Origin of the sequence: Bradyrhizobium sp. Tv2a-2 (assembly GCF_000472425.1) — a bacterium.
GTDB lineage: Bacteria > Pseudomonadota > Alphaproteobacteria > Rhizobiales > Xanthobacteraceae > Bradyrhizobium.
Genome location: NZ_AXAI01000006.1, coordinates 144,899 through 160,291 on the forward strand (window position 1 = coordinate 144,899; position 15,393 = coordinate 160,291).

General features: G+C 61.7%; 16 protein-coding genes. 7 read left to right on the forward strand and 9 right to left on the reverse strand.

The features are described from left to right. Positions 1-46 precede the first annotated feature (46 nt). From A3AI_RS0113860 to A3AI_RS0113870, 3 genes are read left to right on the forward strand one after another with little or no spacing between them, the layout of a single operon-like run. Positions 47-325, forward strand: a complete 279-nt coding sequence (locus A3AI_RS0113860) for a rhodanese-like domain-containing protein (protein WP_051382411.1) — start codon at positions 47-49, stop codon at positions 323-325. Positions 326-332: 7 nt separating this feature from the next. Next, positions 333-1,511: an aminotransferase gene (locus tag A3AI_RS0113865; protein WP_024516159.1), complete on the forward strand. Its 1,179-nt coding sequence runs from the start codon at positions 333-335 to the stop codon at positions 1,509-1,511. Next, positions 1,508-2,623, forward strand: coding sequence for a polyamine ABC transporter substrate-binding protein (locus tag A3AI_RS0113870; RefSeq protein ID WP_024516160.1), 1,116 nt, complete (start codon positions 1,508-1,510; stop codon positions 2,621-2,623). Before A3AI_RS0113865 ends, A3AI_RS0113870 begins: the two co-directional genes overlap by 4 nt. A 44-nt stretch (positions 2,624-2,667) precedes the next feature. Here A3AI_RS0113870 and A3AI_RS0113875 read toward each other — a convergent pair whose 3' ends face one another. The 7 genes from A3AI_RS0113875 to A3AI_RS0113905 form a co-directional block, all read right to left on the reverse strand. Further along, positions 2,668-3,600: a lipid A biosynthesis lauroyl acyltransferase gene (locus A3AI_RS0113875; RefSeq protein ID WP_024516161.1), complete on the reverse strand. Its 933-nt coding sequence runs from the start codon at positions 3,598-3,600 to the stop codon at positions 2,668-2,670. A gap of 10 nt (positions 3,601-3,610) precedes the next feature. Then, positions 3,611-4,888, reverse strand: a complete 1,278-nt coding sequence (locus A3AI_RS0113880) for a beta-ketoacyl-ACP synthase (RefSeq protein WP_024516162.1) — start codon at positions 4,886-4,888, stop codon at positions 3,611-3,613. A gap of 19 nt (positions 4,889-4,907) precedes the next feature. Further along, the gene (locus tag A3AI_RS0113885) at positions 4,908-6,116 is read right to left on the reverse strand and encodes a beta-ketoacyl-ACP synthase (protein ID WP_024516163.1); all 1,209 of its coding nucleotides are present in this window, start codon (positions 6,114-6,116) and stop codon (positions 4,908-4,910) included. Then, the gene (locus A3AI_RS0113890; protein ID WP_024516164.1) at positions 6,113-6,583 is read right to left on the reverse strand and encodes a 3-hydroxyacyl-ACP dehydratase FabZ family protein; all 471 of its coding nucleotides are present in this window, start codon (positions 6,581-6,583) and stop codon (positions 6,113-6,115) included. Before A3AI_RS0113890 ends, A3AI_RS0113885 begins: the two co-directional genes overlap by 4 nt. A 9-nt stretch (positions 6,584-6,592) precedes the next feature. Then, entirely contained in the window at positions 6,593-6,880 is a 288-nt protein-coding gene (locus tag A3AI_RS0113895) for an acyl carrier protein (RefSeq protein WP_024516165.1), read from the reverse strand. Positions 6,881-7,097: 217 nt separating this feature from the next. Continuing rightward, on the reverse strand, positions 7,098-7,463 hold the full coding sequence (locus tag A3AI_RS0113900; RefSeq protein ID WP_502685745.1) for a hypothetical protein: 366 nt from the start codon (positions 7,461-7,463) through the stop codon (positions 7,098-7,100). A gap of 59 nt (positions 7,464-7,522) precedes the next feature. Next, the gene (locus A3AI_RS0113905) at positions 7,523-8,419 is read right to left on the reverse strand and encodes an ion channel (RefSeq protein WP_024516167.1); all 897 of its coding nucleotides are present in this window, start codon (positions 8,417-8,419) and stop codon (positions 7,523-7,525) included. Positions 8,420-8,551: 132 nt separating this feature from the next. Here A3AI_RS0113905 and A3AI_RS0113910 point away from each other — a divergent pair, with 132 nt between their 5' ends. From A3AI_RS0113910 to A3AI_RS0113915, 3 genes are all read left to right on the forward strand, one after another. Next, positions 8,552-9,178 carry a ParB-like protein gene (locus A3AI_RS0113910; protein ID WP_024516168.1) on the forward strand — a complete coding sequence of 209 codons (627 nt, stop codon included), beginning with the start codon at positions 8,552-8,554 and terminating at the stop codon, positions 9,176-9,178. 362 nt (positions 9,179-9,540) lie between these two features. Continuing rightward, the gene (locus A3AI_RS47510; protein WP_156927773.1) at positions 9,541-9,792 is read left to right on the forward strand and encodes a hypothetical protein; all 252 of its coding nucleotides are present in this window, start codon (positions 9,541-9,543) and stop codon (positions 9,790-9,792) included. Between the two features lie 297 nt (positions 9,793-10,089). Beyond that, positions 10,090-10,728 (forward strand): HD domain-containing protein, encoded by a 639-nt coding sequence (locus A3AI_RS0113915; RefSeq protein ID WP_024516169.1) that lies wholly within the window; start codon positions 10,090-10,092, stop codon positions 10,726-10,728. 124 nt (positions 10,729-10,852) lie between these two features. On the opposite strand, the gene A3AI_RS0113920 is transcribed toward A3AI_RS0113915, so the two are convergent. Then, complete coding sequence (locus A3AI_RS0113920) at positions 10,853-11,383, reverse strand: DUF2380 domain-containing protein (RefSeq protein ID WP_024516170.1); 531 nt, start codon at positions 11,381-11,383, stop codon at positions 10,853-10,855. A gap of 953 nt (positions 11,384-12,336) precedes the next feature. On the opposite strand from A3AI_RS0113920, the gene A3AI_RS0113930 reads away from it, so the two are divergent. Continuing rightward, positions 12,337-13,509 (forward strand): patatin-like phospholipase family protein, encoded by a 1,173-nt coding sequence (locus A3AI_RS0113930; protein ID WP_036048359.1) that lies wholly within the window; start codon positions 12,337-12,339, stop codon positions 13,507-13,509. Positions 13,510-13,560: 51 nt separating this feature from the next. Here A3AI_RS0113930 and A3AI_RS0113935 read toward each other — a convergent pair whose 3' ends face one another. Continuing rightward, entirely contained in the window at positions 13,561-15,258 is a 1,698-nt protein-coding gene (locus A3AI_RS0113935) for a methyl-accepting chemotaxis protein (protein ID WP_024516172.1), read from the reverse strand. Positions 15,259-15,393 lie beyond the last annotated feature (135 nt).

Here is a 15,393-nt window from a genome sequence, read left to right on the forward strand (position 1 = left end):
GGATCACAAGGTGCATGATTTGACGCCGGCGGAGGTGTCCAAGGGAATGGCGGAAGGGCGCTATCTGCTGGTCGACGTCCGCGAGCCGAATGAGGTGGCCGTGGAAGCCTATCCCGGCGGCGTCATGGTCCCGCTCTCGACGTTTGATCCGGGTGCGCTTCCGGATCCGCAAGGCAAAGAGGTGGTGTTTGCCTGCCGCTCGGGAAAACGCTCGGTGACGGCCTCGCTCGCGGCCCAGGACGCGGGCCTGCCTTATGACAAGCATTTGGCCGGCGGCATCATTGGCTGGAAGGCGGCTGGTCTGCAGACCAGGGCGGGCGGCTGACCCTCCCATGCGCTCCCTGAACAAGGTTTTCGGCACGCTTCCCGTTACGATCTTCGAGGCGATGTCGCAGCTCGCGCGCGACAACAATGCCATCAATCTCGGCCAAGGCTTTCCCGACGATCCCGGCCCTGAGGACATCCGCCGCGCCGCGGCGGATGCGACTGTGAACGGCTACAACCAGTATCCTTCGATGATGGGGATCCCCGAGCTGAGGCAGGCCATTGCGACCCATTATGGGCATTGGCACGGGCTCAGGCTCGACCCCATGACCGAGGTGATGGTCACCTCGGGCGGCACCGAGGCGCTGACGTCCGCGATCCTCGCCGTGGTCGAGCCGGGCGATGAGGTCATCGTCTTTCAGCCGGTCTACGATTCCTATCTGCCGATCATCCGCCAGGCCGGCGGCATCCCGCGGCTCCTCAGGCTCGAGCCGCCGCATTGGCGGCTGTCGGAGGAGATGCTCAAGAGCGCCTTCAACCGCAAGACCAAGGCGGTACTGTTCAACAATCCGCTCAACCCGGCCGCGGTTGTCTATCCGCGCGAGGACCTCGAGCTGCTGGCCCGCTTCTGCCAGGAGTTCGACAGTATCGCCATTTGCGACGAGGTCTGGGAGCACGTCGTTTTCGACGGGCGTGAGCATATTCCCCTGATCACCATCCCCGGCATGCGCGACCGCACCATCAAGGTCGGCTCTGCGGGCAAGATCTTTTCGTTGACGGGCTGGAAGATCGGCTTTGTCTGCGCGGCGCCGCCGTTGCTTCGGGTGGCCGCCAAGGTGCACCAGTTCCTCACCTTCACCACCGCGCCCAACCTACAGGCCGCAGTGGCTTATGGGCTCGGCAAGGCCGACGATTATTTCCTCGACATGCGCAAGGAACTCGCGCGCAGCCGTGACCGGCTCACCGCGGGGCTGGAGAGCATCGGCTTCCCGGTGCTGCGCTCGCAGGGCACCTATTTCCTCACCGTCGACCTGTCGCCGCTTGGCCTGAACGAGACCGACGAGGCGTTCTGCCGGCGCATCGTCACCGACTACAAGGTGGCCGCGATCCCGGTATCGGCCTTCTACGAGCAGGATGCGGTGACCTCGGTGGTGCGGTTTTGCTTTGCGAAGAAGGATTCGACCCTCGATACTGCGCTGGAGCGGTTGTCGGATGCGGTGCACCGCCGCAGGAAGGCGAGCGCATGAGGGATGTGCAACAATCTCTCCGTGGCTTTGCGGCGGCTGCGATCATCATCGCGGCCGTTTTGCTGCCGGGCGCGGCAAGTGCGGCGGAGCGCACGGTCAATTTCTACAATTGGTCGAACTATATCGCGCCCGACGTGCTCGAGAATTTCACCAAGGAGACCGGCATCAAGGTCGTCTACGACACTTTCGATGCCAATGAGACCCTGGAGACGCGGCTGCTCGCGGGCAAGTCCGGCTACGACGTCGTGGTGCCCACTGCGTATTTCCTGCAGCGGCAGATCAAGGCGAATGTGTTCCAGAAGCTCGACAAGACGAAATTCCCCAATTTGGCCAACGCCTGGCCCTTCGTCACGCAGCATCTTGCGACCTACGATCCCGGCAACGTCTATGCCGCAAACTACATGTGGGGCACGACCGGCATCGGCTACAACGTCAAGAAGGCGCGCGAGATTCTGGGGGCCGAGGGCAAGATCGACAGCTGGGATATCGTCTTCAAGCCGGAAAACCTCGCCAAGTTCAAAGACTGCGGCGTCCACATGCTGGATTCCGCAGATGACATCTTTCCCGCTGCGCTCGGCTATCTGGGCCTTGATCCGAACTCAACCAGGCAGGCAGATCTGGATAAAGCAGCCGACCTTATCGGCAAGATCAGGCCCTACGTCCGCAAGTTTCACTCATCGGAGTACTTAAGCGCACTCGCCACCGGCGAGATCTGTCTCGTCGTCGGCTGGTCGGGCGACATCATGCAGGCGCGGGCGCGCGCTGCCGAGGCCAAGAACGGCATCGAGATCGGCTATGCGATCCCGAAAGAGGGCGCTCAGATGTTCTTCGACAATCTCGCGATCCCCGCCGATGCCCAGCATGTCGCCGAGGCCTATGAGCTGATCAACTATCTCTACCGGCCAGAAGTGGCCGCCAGGAATTCCGACTTCCTGTCCTACGCGAGCGGCAATCTGGCGAGTCAGAAGCTGGTCGATCCGAAGATCCTCAACGACAAGAACATCTATCCCGACGACGCGACGCTGCAGAAGCTGTTCGTCATCACCGCCCGCGATCCGGCAACCCAGCGCATCATCAACCGGCTCTGGACCAAGGTGAAGACGGGGAGGTGACTTTTCGTCGCTTCGCTCCTTGCAATGACGGGTGAGGGCGTTTGCTACCGCCATCGCCGATGCAGCCAGAGCCATTGCTCCGGATGCTCGCGGATCCACCCTTCGACCACGGAGGTGACGGCCTGTGTCGTGCCCTGGATGTCGATCTGGCCGTTGGCGTCGCGCACCGGCATCACTTCTTCACTCAGCTCGGCGCGGAAGTGGCGGCCGGGGAGGCGGATGATGCGCACGCCGTGCACCGGACATTCGACCTGCCGCAACAGCCGCGCCAGCATCGGGTTGGCGCGGGTCTTGCGACCGAAGAAGGTGACCTCGACGCCACCGGTCAGGTACTGGTCGACCAGCATGGCGACGTGCTGACCGTTCTTCAGGGCTTCGGCCAGCCGGAGCGGCGCACCGCGGCCGGCGGGTATCAGAGTGCCCATCTTGACCTGCCGGAGCTCCTGGATGATGCGGTCGGCAGAGGCGATGTTGGGCTTGCGGTAGAGGATCGCCGTGTCGAGCCCGTGCGCGACGGCGGCGAGCGCCGGCAACTCCCAATTGGCGAGGTGGCTTGCGAAGATCAGTGCCGGCTTGCCGTCGAGCCGGAGCTTGTGGAACAGCGCCCGCGTCCCCGGTGCGAGTTCGATGCGGCCATCCTCGGGATATTCCTCCTCGAAATCCCAGATGTGATCGAGATGGGCGAACTCGGCGCCCATGCGCCCCAGATTGTCCCAGACACCCGCGAGAATCTTCTCAATCTCCTCGGGCGATTTTTCTGGAAAAGCCGCGGTGAGGTTGGCGCGGCCGATGCGCTGCTCGCGCAACCGCGGCCCGATCAGCTGCGCGACGCGCGCGAACGCATCCGCCGTCCGGTCCGCATTAAAATAGCGGGTGGTGCGCAGCAGACCGACGGTGAGCGCGCCGACCAGCGCTTCGCTGAGCGGCTTGGCGGCGCGGCCGATTCCGGCCTTGGCGCGAGCAACGAGCGAAGCCATCAGGTCCGCATCAGGCCGGTTCGCGCGTGAGGATCAGCGAAGCGTTCTGGCCGCCGAAACCAAAGGAGTTCGACATCACTGCCGTGACCTTCGCATCCCTCGCCTTGTTCGGCACCACGTCGAAGGGGATGGCCGGATCCGGAATCTCGTAATTGATGGTCGGCGGAATCCGCTGGTGCTCCAGCGTGAGCAGCGAGAACACCGCTTCCACCGCGCCTGCGGCGGAGATGGTGTGGCCGACCATCGATTTGTTGGAGGAAATCGGAATCTCTTTGGCGCGCTCGCCGAACACCGTTGAGATACCTAAATACTCCATCTTGTCGTTCTCGGGCGTCGCCGTGCCGTGGGCATTGATGTGGTCGATCTGCTCAGGCGTCATGCCGGCGTCAGCCAGCGCTTTGCGGACGCAGCCGATAATCGGCTTGCCGTCCGGGCTCGAGCGGGTCCGGTGGAAGGAATCAGTCAGTTCGCCACAGCCGGCCAGCACGCCGAGAATCTTCGCGCCGCGGGCCGTTGCCCCCTCATAGCTCTCGAGCACCAAGGCGCCTGCGCCTTCGGCCATGACAAAGCCGTCCCGGTTCTTGGAGAATGGCTTCGACGCCGCCTGCGGCGGCGTGTTCTGGGTGGAGAGGGCGGAGAGTAGCGAAAAGCGGATCAGCGCTTCCGGATTGACCGAGCCCTCGGTCGCAACGCAAAGCGCAGCATCGGTCTCGCCGCGCCTGATGGCCTCGACGCCGAGCTGGATCGCGGTCGCGCCTGATGCGCAAGCCGTGGACAGCGAAATCGGCGAGCCCTTGGTGCCGAAGCGTTCAGCGAGATGATCGGAGATCGAGCCGAACAGGAAGCGGCGGTGCCAGGGCACGAATCGCCCGCCACCGCTGGCAGTCAGAAGGTCATCATACTTGAATTCGGCCTTGCCGATGGTGCGGGCGAGTTCATCGCGCTGCGGCCATTCAAGCTCGATCGGCGCATTCGCCAGAAACAATGGTCCTGGGAAATTGCCCGCACTGCCGATACCGGCCTGGGCGATGGCTTCTTCCGCGACGAGATCGGCGAGCCGCTCGGACAGGTCGGTCGAGGAGAAGGGCTCAATGGGCACGAAATCGATCGTGCCGGCCATGGTGGTCTTCAAGCCGTCGATCGGAAAACGCGTGATGGTGCGGATGCCGGATTCGCCGGCCGTGAGCTTTTTCCAGTTGTCGGACTTGCCGGCGCCAAGTGAGGTCGCAACCCCCATACCGGTGACGACGACGATCGGCCTGCCCAATTTGTCGCGCGGTGCTGCCATGGTTTCCCCCCGTCAGCGGCTAACTGATCGCTTCCACCAGGGCCATGCCTTCGCCCCGCCAGTGGCCGGTCCCGATCACCACAATCTGGGACGGCGGTGCCGACATTTCAATCTCGAAGCCGGATGAATCGTTTGCCGGAAACAGTTCCCCGCGCGAAATCGACAGCGCGGCGAGCGCAAGCCCGATGGGGAATTGCGCCTCCATGGTGTGGCCGAACATCGTTCCCGTCGCCCTGATGGCGCGACCGGGATGCGAGGCGAGGAACGCGTGCTCCTCCGCGGTCGCGGGTTCCGCGCCGGTGGCGCCGGTGATGACCGCGGCCGTATCGCCGGTCAGCTTGAGCTTGTTCCACAGCGCTTCCAGCGATCTGGTGATCTGACCGGGTTGCTTGCGCGGAGCATGATCGCCCAACACCTGGGTCAGCCGGGCAAACGGCTTTGCCCCACGCGCTTCCGCATGCGCTTTCGACTCGATCACCAGGAACGCTCCCGCCGAACCGAGCGCGAAGCCGGGATGTTCGCTGCGCGCCCAGAGCGGCGCGAACTTGTTCTTCAGGTTGAAGTCGCCGAATTCGTAGAGGACCAGAAGGTCTTTGCGCTCGCCGTTCTGCGCCCCGCCGATCAACGCGATGTCGCTCTCGCCATCGACGATACGGGCAAGCGCAATCCGCGCCGCGTCGACTGCCGCCGTCTCTTCGCCCATGAAGGTGCGCGACGTACCGGTCACTCCGTGCACGATCGCGATGTTGCCTGCGAGCAGGTTCGAGAGCTGCGCCAGGAACAGCGTCGGGCGCAGGTCGTTCATCAGCCGCTCATTGAGGAAGCCGGGCGGCACATTGCCTTTGGCCTGCGCGGTGAGGATCGCCTCGTCGACCGCGAGATCGCGCTCGCCGCCGCCGGCGGCCACGATCATGTCCATGCGGGACAGGATTTCCTTGTTGCCCTTGACGCCAGCGGAGTCCAGCGCGAGGCCCGCGGCATAGGTGCCGATGCGCTGCCAGGCCTCCATCTGCCGCTGGTCACCCTTTTTCGGGATCTGGGTGTCGAAATTGACCGGCGCAAACGGGTGCACGATATAGGGCGCGAAGTTCGTCTCGTCGACATTGACGCGCCGGTCCTGCAACCCCTGCCAGTTGGCGTCGAGGCCTTCTCCGAGAGACGTGGCAAGACCGATGCCGGTGATCCAGACTTCCGCCGGACCCCGTCTCGCTACTTTGATTTCAGTCATGACTGGAAGGCCTGCTGGGGAAAGGCGATGCGCTTGGCCACGGCATCCATGTGCACGCGCAGGTCGGGATGCGGGAAGGGGACGTGGCTGAAGGTGAGGGTCGAATTGCAGCGGAGCTTGCCGCCGACCTTGATCTTCGCCTCGGTGATGGCATAGCCCGAGCCCTCATGGACCAGGCTTGCCTCAACCGTGAGCAGCTCGCCCGGGGGCACGAAGCCACGCATCTTGGCCTCCTTGACGGCGGCCAGAAACGGCATGCGCTCGAACTTGAACAGGCCGAGCAGCAGCCAGCCCGAGGTCTGCGCCATGGATTCGATCAGAAGCACGCCGGGCATGATTGGATAGCCCGGGAAATGCCCCTCGAAGATCGTGCTCTCCTGAGGAACCTGGGCCTCGACCTTGATCGTCTTCTCTTCCAGGTTGAGGTCGAGGATCCGATCGATCAGCTGGAAATATTCGATTCTCATGAGCTGAGGTCAGGTACCCGCGTTCTTGGCGGCGACCAGCTCGTCGATACGCGCGCACAGGTTTTTCAACACAAAATATTGCTCCGTGGTCGCCTTGCCGTCGTTGACCTCCTGGGTCCACTTTTCCAACGGCAGCTTGATCCCGAATGCCTTGTCGATGGCGAATGCTATGTCGAGGAAATCGAGGCTGTCGATGCCCAGATCGTCGATGGCGTGGCTATCCGGCGTGATCGTGTCGCGCGGGATGTCGCAGGTTTCGGCGATGATCGTGGCGACCTGATCGAATGTTGAGGACATCACTAAGCCTTTGATATATTGGAGATAAATCCGGATTGCCGCGGCGGGCGGGGGATCCGCGCCTGAGACCAGCCCTCTCATCCCGCCGCCGGGAGTCGAGTGCCCGTATATCGGAGCGCCGCCTTTAGTTCAATGGAGGCGAAAAGGCCACGATCTGCCGAATTTTAGGGCTTTTTGATCGGTCCAAATGGTGAGCCGGCGGCCGGGGCTGCAGCCGCTAGTGGGTCGAGATGCGCACGCAGTCGCGCCGGCCCATCAGCACGCAATCCTGGGTCCTTCGCAGATCGGCGATGCTCATGGCTAGCCAGATGCCGACCGCCGTCAGCGCAACGGTGAAGGCAAAGGCGGCGATATTGGCGAGCATGCGTTGGCGGAAATCGTCGGGCGCCGCTCGCGGCTTCTCGTAACGCGACAGGTCGAGCGGCTCGACCAGCCTGTCCGACCGTCCGGTCTGCGCCTGGACGGAGGGGGCGTGCAACTGGGGGGCGTGGAGGGCGCTGCGCGGCCGGAACGGGATCACACGGTGATCGTCATCTGCTGGGATGGGCCGCTGGGTCTTCACTGCGCCGGCTCCGGAAATCATCACTTAAATATCTAGCACGTGGACCAGAGCTTCCCACAGAAAATCTTGTGAAGGTCATATCAAATCCGCGCATCATCCCTCAAAGTATCATGGAACCTGCTGTAATCGATCCGCACGCGGCCGTCATCGGAGACGCTGAGCACATCCACGTAGCGGTGTCCGAAGCGGATGTCGGAATGCCGATAGGCTTTCCGGGCATGAACGGTTTGCGCCGCAACAACATCATAGCCTGTGACCACCACCGTCAGCGAGACGTTGGAGGCCTCGAGGTCATCCGGGCTCATGCCGTAGAACGGGCTGTTTTCATCGAGGACATGGTGCAGCGTCCAGCTCAAGGCGAGCGCCGGGCTTTCATGACTCAACAAGGGGAGCTCGTGGAAGCGTCGATAGGGCTGGCCTTCGGCGGTGATGGTGTTCTTGAACATCCATAGGCGCGCGGTCGCGTTGCCGATGATGTTCTGCCGCTCGTTGGCGAAGCGGATCATCAGGGTCGGCGCGGCCTCGTGATTCGAAATCACCGGATTATTTGCGAACAGAAGCCGCGCGTTCGGCCGCGAAAAGCGTGCGAAGATCAATCCCGTCATCAACGACGTTGAGAAAATGCCCGTGAACAGCTCGATCGCCGCGACGAAGTGACCGTAGTGGGTCTGCGGATGCATGTCGCCGTAGCCCGCGGTCGAGAGCGTCTCGATCGAGAAATAGAAATAGTCGATGTAGTCGCCGGCGGAGACGTTGGCGATCGGATGGTCTCCGATCCAGTAGAAGCACGCGAAGATCGCGTTGAAGACGAGAAACACCAGCGCCGCGCCGGCGATGAAGGAAGGCCAGGAGGCGGTCATGCAGCGGTGGCTGAGATCGGCCCAGAAATTGAGATGCAGCCCTTCGGTAATGATCTCGCGGCCGCCAATCCGGACGATACGCGGTTTGGCGACCCGTTCGCCATGGCCGTTCAACATTCCGCTCCGATCTCCCGTGGAGGTAGTATGCCCCGCGAGGGCATCCCACTACCCCTGTGATTGCCCTTGTCATCATGTCATAATCGACCGTTTTCCGACAAAGCAATTTGGCAGCTGCCATGGAGGCATCTCATGCACAACACGCGCGAACCCAGAGTTCACCCGATCCCGATCCTGTCGTTGCGCCCGACGCAGATGACAGTCGGCATGCGCGAGGTCAAGGAAAAGCGCAAGCGCTTCAGCGAGCAGACATCCGCGAAAAAGCAGGAGGAGATGATCGGCAAGCACATGGTCCCGGTCGTGTTTGGACCCGACGAGCGCTACTATGTGGTCGATCACCATCACCTCGCGCGCGCGCTGCATGACGAAGGCATCGGCGACATTCTGGTGACCGTGATCGGCGATCTCCGGATGGTGCAGAAGGACGCCTTCTGGAACGTGATGGACAACAAGCGCTGGGTCTATCCCTACGACACCAAGGGCGAGCGCCGTCCGTTCAAGGACCTGCCGAAATCGATCCGCGATCTGAAGGACGATCCGTTCCGCAGCCTCGCCGGCGAGCTGCGCCGCGCCGGCGGCTTTGCCAAGGACACCACGCCGTTTTCCGAATTCCTCTGGGCCGATTTCCTGCGCCGCCAGATGCCGCGCAAGCTGGTCGATGAGGATTTCGACAAGGCGATGGAAAAGGCGCTGCGGTTCGCCAAGAGCCACGATGCGATCTATCTGCCTGGCTGGTGCGGCCCGTCCGAGGAAGGTTAGGGCAGGGATCATGGATTGACCTCCCATCGTATCCTTCAAGGGGCAAATGAGGGAGTTTGAGGGCGGACCAAGCGGACCAGTCTCGCCCAAAACATCTCGCTGGGAGCGCAGAGCGGTATCAACGATCCTCGCTGTTGCCACGAAGCATCGCTCCCGCGCCGCGCCTTGCATATGAGGCCGAGGTGGTCTTTCGTGGCATGGCGCATCGTGCCGACAACGTGAGTAACCGTGAACCCTTATGGGTTGGGAAAACGGTTGGTGCAGCATACCTGATTGGTAACGCTTCGCCTCGACGTGCGGCTTCCTAGTTCGCCCGGCTGAGCCAGTTGACCTCATGGACATCAGCCCATCGGAGCAATCGAATGCGTTCTATTCTGGTGGTTCTAGGACTTTTGATCGCCTCGAGCGCCTCGGCCGACGCTGCAACCATGCATCACTCCAGGACGCGGCATCACCTCTCCCCCAACGTAGCCTCGAGTTTCAACCTCGCTCCAAGTTGGGGCTACGAACGGGCAGCGCCGTCGGTTCGCTACGAATACACGCCGCCGGCTTACAACGATCCCGGCCCGAACAACCGCGGAGGCTTGGTTGGCGGCAACCCCAACGGCGGTTGATCTCGACACCTGGGCGAAGGCGGCTACGGGCATCCTGCACGTTGGTTCCGTACTCCTGAGTCCCGTTAGACTGAGATCGCGCCGGAGCTCCTTGGCCAAATTCCCCGTGAGATAGGCCGCGCATGAATGACATGCTACATTGTCGGATCGGGATGCCAGCCTCAATTATCTCACTGCAACATCTTCATGCAGCAGGGTACTTCCGGTTCACGACTTGCGACCCATGTATTGGGAATTGTTCCCCACGGCGCAGTATGAATTTGCGACGCTGTTGTTGAGGGCAGTAGGAGTTCGAGAATGGCCGACTTGATTTCCGGCGTCAAAATCCCCGACAGCAAGATCGCCCGGGAGGCCGCTGAATTGGTGCGGCAACACGAAACCGAGATGTTGTTCAATCACTCAGTCCGCGTGTTCGTATTCGGCGCGATGAAGGGAATCCGCCAGAACCTGAAGTTTGACTCCGAGCTGCTGTATGTTGCTGCGCTCTTTCACGACCTAGGCCTCGTCGACGCCTATCATACCGAGACAAAGCGATTTGAAGTCGACGGCGCCGATGCAGCGCGAGAATTCCTCAGGGGCCATGGCATCCCTGAACCGAAAGCGGATCTGGTGTGGGAAGCGATCGCGCTACATACCACGCCAGGCATCCCCCAATACATGCGGCCAGAAATCGCGCTCACGAATGCGGGCGTTCTTGTGGACGTGGTCGGGATCGGATATGACGACTATACACCCGAGCAACGCGAGCGACTCATTGCGGCCTTTCCGCGCGGTGATTTCAAGAAAGAGTTTATCCGGGTTCAGACGTGCTCGGCATTGAAGAAACCTCAGACCACATTCGGTACAGTCAACGTCGATTATATCGAAGATCACGACCCCGCATTTCGCAAGCCAAACGCTTGCACCCGGATCCGCAATACTCCGTGGCATAGCTGAACCGTCGTTCCACAAATTCGGAAACTGTGGTTGTGGCTTCGCCCGTCAAGCTTCGACCAAGGTACGGAAGCGGCCTCGTTTTGCCAGCGCGAGTTATTCCGGGTGTGACACAGACGCGCGCGGCCTATTGCTGCGATCTGCTTTCAAGCAGCCGGTCGCGGACCTCCTCCGATACGAAGCGCTGCGCCCGCTGCCATGCCTCGTCGTTGTCGCCGCGAAACGTGAAGTACTTCCGGAACACGACGCGCTGGGATGTTGTATCGATGGCAGCGGTCTGCGCCAGTTGCACCAGTGTGCTCATCTTATGAAGGCCGCCGATGATCAGGATCTGTGCGCCGGCCTGTGACGCCGCGCGCAGCCGATCGCGCAACTCCGGTCCGTCGGTCGGACAGTTTGGTGCGCAGGAGGATGGCACGAGCTCAAAACGGCGGTCTGCCGTGACATCGTCCCGCAGCGCGGTCATGAAAGCCCGCAATCGCTTTTCATGCACGGCCGTCTGATCGGTGGGCTCGTTCGACGTGTCGATATAAATGAAATCGTCGACGGAGATAACCAAGGCGTGGCCGTCGGTCGCGGCGGATGCATCTGAGATGAGGCTGGATCCGAGGAACAGACCGGCTGTGGTAACAGCGTGCAACAGGGAGGCGTGGCGCATGGCGATGGCTCTCCGTGGCTGAATTGCGGTGCGACTAATAACCCTTACCAAGCATCAATTGCTGCATCCCTACCGCTATCCGGCACCGTCGTTCAGACCAAGTCGCGCCGATGTCCAAAGCGGATTTGACCAGAACATTAGAGGTCGCCAGCGGAAAGTCAGCTTACAAGTTGGTCATTCAAGGCTGTTTGAGGTGCCGAACAGGAAAGTCGCGCGGTCGCCTCCGGCGCTGCCCGCGCGTAGCTCCGTTGGGCGCGACCTACACCAAGAAGTCCGAGGCCGCCTACTACCGATCGTCGAGAAGCGAGCATGCTCATGATGCCCCCTCTGCCGAACCAAAGCGATTTCGCGGGGTTTCGCACTCTCTTGCGCACAGCGTCTAATTAGTTGTGAGCGTGCCAAATCGGCGCGACCAGATACGCCCACACCGGTATGTCGCGCAAACCAATCTACCGGCGCGTTCAGTCCGCTGTATTGAGCTCTGCCCGGTAGGTCACTCCGGGCCGGGTTTGCTCACGTCGACTTCTTCTCATTCTGGACCCAACTCGGACATTGACCCCGCCATGCCGCCGTGGCGCACTTCCTGAAAAGGTGTATGCTTGGTCGGCTAGCATTGCCACCTGTCTGGACATGAGGATGCCATGGATCTCCATGGGAAGGTCGCATTGGCATTGCTCGATGCGACCTTGGGGCGCGACATGAGTGCGGCGATCAGCGCGGCCCGATTGCGTTGAGAGACAATCGTCAGGAGCAGCCATTCAATGCCTCCCGAGATGACTGAGCATAGCAGTGGACCAAGTTCGGTGGACGCCACCGTAAGAGCCGAGACGGCTGCCGAGGTCAATCGTGAGCGCCACTTGCCGCTGACAGATTCTACTTCGAAGACTGTCGCGGCAGTGGATCATATGCCGCTCTCGGAAAGACCGCTCGTTCCCAAACCGCGTGCGGCGAGCATGAGCGAGCGCCGGAATCTGCGCGCCCGGCTCCAATTCGATCGCATCGCGCTGCTGCTGCAGGGGGGCGGCGCGCTCGGCGCCTATCAAGCGGGCGTCTATGAGGCGCTGGCGGAGACCGGGCTCGATCCCGACTGGGTCGTCGGCATCTCGATCGGCGCCATCAACGCCGCGATCATCGCCGGCAATGCGCCCGAGACGCGCGTCGACAAACTGCGTGGATTCTGGGAGGAAATAAGCGCTCCTGCCATGGGTTTCGACGCTGACGTCTTCGGCCTCTTTGGACAAGGCGAGGCGGCGCGCTCGAGCGTCAATCAGATGAGCGCTGCGATGGTTGCGTACGCCGGAACGCCGGGCTTCTTCCGGCCGCGGCTTCTCAATCCATGGTTTCATCCGCCCGGCACCATCGAGGCGACAAGCTATTATGACACGTGGCCGCTCAAAGCCACGCTGGAGCGCTTCGTCGACTTCGACCGCATCAACGCCGGTAACAGGGAGACGCGTCTCAGCCTCGGCGCCGTCAATGTGCGTAGCGGCAACCTCGTCTATTTCGACAACGAGACGCAGGTGATCGGACCCGAGCATGTGATGGCAAGCGGCGCGCTGCCGCCAGGTTTCCCCGCCGTCGAGATCGAGGGTGAGCACTATTGGGATGGCGGCCTCGTCTCGAACACGCCGCTTCAGTGGATTATCACGAACAGCCGCGTGACGGGCGAGCACTTGCCTGACGCGCTCGTGTTTCAAGTCGACCTCTGGAGCGCGCGCGGCGATTTCCCGCGCAACCTCGCGGAAGTCGCGACCCGGCAGAAGGAGATCCAATATTCAAGCCGCACGCGCGCCTTCACGGATTTCATCAAGCGGTTGCACAAGGTCGAATACTCCGTCGCAACGTTCCTGGATCAGCTGCCCGATGAGTTCAAGCAAAGCGAGGAAGCCAAGTTCCTGGCGAACTCGGTCGCACAACGCCACGCCTATAATCTCGTGCATCTCATCTATCGTCCGAAAGGCTACGAAGGCGATTCGAAAGACTATGAGTTCTCTCGGTTGTCCATGGCCGAGCATTGGCGTTCGGGCTTCTACGACACCAGGCACACGCTGCACCATCCCGAGGTGCTCGAGCGCGCCGGCAATGGCAACGAGGTCACCGTCTTCGACTTTGCAGGTAACGGCTGAGCCGCCCCAGGCAGCACTGCCTACCTGGAGCCATTGGCAAGCGTGACGAGGCTACGCCGCGCGAACTGTGCCGAGAAAACTCTCGACCTCCTTCTTCAGGTACTCGGATTGCCTTGCGAGTTCGCCGGCCGATTCGAGCACCAGTTCGGCAGCATTTCCCACTTGGCCAGATGCCCGCGTCACGTCGGCGATGTTTTGCATGACTCCCTGCGTGCCCTGCGCGGCCTGCTGAACGTTGCGGGCAATTTCCTTGGTCGATCCGTCTTGCTCCTCCACCGCGGCAGCAATCCTTGTGGCGATCTCGTCGATCTGGCCGATGGTGGCGCCGATCTCGCGGATCGCCTCAGCCGTTACGCCAGTGGCATCGCGGATCGATTGGATCTGATCGGCGATCTCCTCTGTCGCCGTCGCGGTCTGGGTCGACAGCGCCTTCACCTCGCTTGCCACCACGGCAAAGCCCTTGCCGGCCTCGCCAGCCCGCGCGGCCTCGATCGTCGCGTTCAATGCCAGGAGATTGGTCTGTGCGGCGATGTTTTGAATGAGTCCCATCACCTCGCCGATCTTTTGCGTCGCCTTCAGTAACCCTTCCACCATTGTGTTGGTGCGGTTGGCCTGAGCAACGGCGCTTTGCGCTATCGATGCCGAGTGGGCAATCTGACGCGCGATTTCCTGTCCCGAGGTCGAAAGTTCCTCGGTTGCGGCAGCCACGGTCTGCACATTGGCCGAGGTCTGTTGCGCGGCTGCGGCGACGGTGGTGCTCTGCTGCGTCGTCTCCTTCGCGATTGCAGACAGCGATTGCGCCGAGCGCTGCATCTCTGTGGCCGCTGAAGCAGCGCCAGCGACAATTCCGCCCACGCTCTTCTCGAACTCGCCGGCGATCCGATTCATCGCTGACCTCCGTTCCGCCACGGCGCGAGCCGCTGCGTCCTCCCGCTCCACGCGGAGCCGTTCGGCTTCAATCAAGCGATCCTTGAAAACCGCCAGGCTGCGCGAGATGTGGCCGATCTCGTTGCGGTACTCAACGAACGGGACCTCAACATTCAAGTTGCCCTTCGCGAGACCATCCATGACGCCACATATTGCGCCGAGCGGACGAACCAGGCCGCGGCCGAGACCAAACGCGGCCAATCCCGCAATAAGCAACCCGGTCAGCCCACCCCCGGCGATCCAGATCGCCCGATCAAACACGACCGCATCGATATCGTCGATATAGACGCCAGCCTGGATCGCGAGCAGGTTGTCGCCTTCGCCATACCCGCCGGCATAGGAGAGCTTTGGCAGTTCGGGGCCGCCCGTCGCTTTCGGTACCTGGTATTCGAGAAAGCCACCACCGGTGCGGGCTTTGCCAACGATGTTTTGAATCAGCAGCTGCCCCTGATTGTCTTTGTAATCCCAGCGATTGACATTGATGTATTTCGGGTTGGCGTGCACGTAGGTAACGCCTGCGTTGGTGCTGCCGGCGCCGTAGATTCCCAGATAGTCAGCGGATTTACCCCAGCGCATTGCGCCGATCGCTTCGAAAGCAAGCTGCCGTGCGTCCACCGCCGATATCTTGCCGGCCTTGGCCTTTTCCTCGTAATTCGCCAGGATTTTCTTCGCGGCTTCGACCAGCTCGTACACCTTGGCCCGGCGTTCCTCGATGACGGTATTGCGAAGGACCATGACTTGCGCGGCTAGCACTGCGACAAAAACCACGGTCAAGACCGCTATGATCATCGCGAAACGATTGTAAACAGTGAGATGTCGCATGTTGCGGGCCTTCGGAAACAGAAATAATCGCCCGACAGTAACACTGTACCCCTTAAGGTTTTATTGAAAAGGACGTGCGGCCAGAGGTAGGCCAATCGTCGCGCCGACCCGGCCATACCGGCTTTCTCGACGGAA

Coding starts and splice junctions, on each gene's coding strand:
- A3AI_RS0113880 (WP_024516162.1), bottom strand. CDS start 4,888: ATGGCAGCACCGCGCGACAAATTGGGCAGGCCGATCGTCGTCGTCACC.
- A3AI_RS47510 (WP_156927773.1), top strand. CDS start 9,541: ATGCGTTCTATTCTGGTGGTTCTAGGACTTTTGATCGCCTCGAGCGCC.
- A3AI_RS0113885 (WP_024516163.1), bottom strand. CDS start 6,116: ATGACTGAAATCAAAGTAGCGAGACGGGGTCCGGCGGAAGTCTGGATC.
- A3AI_RS0113865 (WP_024516159.1), top strand. CDS start 333: ATGCGCTCCCTGAACAAGGTTTTCGGCACGCTTCCCGTTACGATCTTC.
- A3AI_RS0113890 (WP_024516164.1), bottom strand. CDS start 6,583: ATGAGAATCGAATATTTCCAGCTGATCGATCGGATCCTCGACCTCAAC.
- A3AI_RS0113905 (WP_024516167.1), bottom strand. CDS start 8,419: ATGTTGAACGGCCATGGCGAACGGGTCGCCAAACCGCGTATCGTCCGG.
- A3AI_RS0113900 (WP_502685745.1), bottom strand. CDS start 7,463: ATGATTTCCGGAGCCGGCGCAGTGAAGACCCAGCGGCCCATCCCAGCA.
- A3AI_RS0113920 (WP_024516170.1), bottom strand. CDS start 11,383: ATGCGCCACGCCTCCCTGTTGCACGCTGTTACCACAGCCGGTCTGTTC.
- A3AI_RS0113875 (WP_024516161.1), bottom strand. CDS start 3,600: ATGGCTTCGCTCGTTGCTCGCGCCAAGGCCGGAATCGGCCGCGCCGCC.
- A3AI_RS0113935 (WP_024516172.1), bottom strand. CDS start 15,258: ATGCGACATCTCACTGTTTACAATCGTTTCGCGATGATCATAGCGGTC.
- A3AI_RS0113910 (WP_024516168.1), top strand. CDS start 8,552: ATGCACAACACGCGCGAACCCAGAGTTCACCCGATCCCGATCCTGTCG.
- A3AI_RS0113915 (WP_024516169.1), top strand. CDS start 10,090: ATGGCCGACTTGATTTCCGGCGTCAAAATCCCCGACAGCAAGATCGCC.
- A3AI_RS0113930 (WP_036048359.1), top strand. CDS start 12,337: ATGAGCGAGCGCCGGAATCTGCGCGCCCGGCTCCAATTCGATCGCATC.
- A3AI_RS0113870 (WP_024516160.1), top strand. CDS start 1,508: ATGAGGGATGTGCAACAATCTCTCCGTGGCTTTGCGGCGGCTGCGATC.
- A3AI_RS0113895 (WP_024516165.1), bottom strand. CDS start 6,880: ATGTCCTCAACATTCGATCAGGTCGCCACGATCATCGCCGAAACCTGC.
- A3AI_RS0113860 (WP_051382411.1), top strand. CDS start 47: ATGGCGGAAGGGCGCTATCTGCTGGTCGACGTCCGCGAGCCGAATGAG.